This window comes from Paraburkholderia sp. 31.1 (genome assembly GCF_014397645.1).
Lineage (GTDB): Bacteria > Pseudomonadota > Gammaproteobacteria > Burkholderiales > Burkholderiaceae > Paraburkholderia > Paraburkholderia tuberum.
Window position 1 is genome coordinate 1 of record NZ_VZQN01000208.1, and the last position, 528, is coordinate 528.

Annotated in this window: 1 pseudogene; it reads right to left on the minus strand. The window is 63.4% G+C overall.

Going from position 1 to position 528, the window contains the following annotated elements:
- A pseudogene (locus F6X37_RS36025) lies at positions 1 to 461 on the minus strand (transposase); the annotation flags it as partial.
- Between the last annotated feature and the right edge of the window lie 67 nt (positions 462 to 528).

Consider the following 528-nt stretch of genomic DNA (forward strand, 5'->3'; position numbering starts at 1 on the left):
TCCGTGTTGAAGATCGCCCCGAGTTTTTTTGAAAGAACCAGCAATGCGGCTGCCTCGGCCAGTGCTTTCTCCTTGCGCCGCAGTTCGCGTTCCAGTTCCTTGATGCGACGCTGGTCCTGCTTCGTTTGCTGTGGACTCGCACGGGCCTCTTCGGGCTCGGCCAGCGCCTGCGTGGCCGCTTGCCGCCACTGCGCCAGTTCCTGCGGATACACGCCATGCTCGCGGCACCACGCATTGCGGGCCGTCTCGTCCATCGCTGCCGTGCTCAACACCGCTTCGAAACGCGCGGCCGCTGTCCATGCCCGCTCGCGAGCGGGCATGGACAGCGCATCACTGCGCCAGCGCTCCAGCGTCTGCGCGCCCACACCGATCTCTCGCGCAACCTCTTCCACTGATGCGCTCTCCGGCGGCAGCAACCGCGCCACCGCTCTGTCCTTGAATGTCTTTCCGTAACGCGCCAACTTGTTCTCTCTTTATCGCCCCCAGATTCCAATTTTATCCAGGCGACAACCATTGTGACGCGGGGGG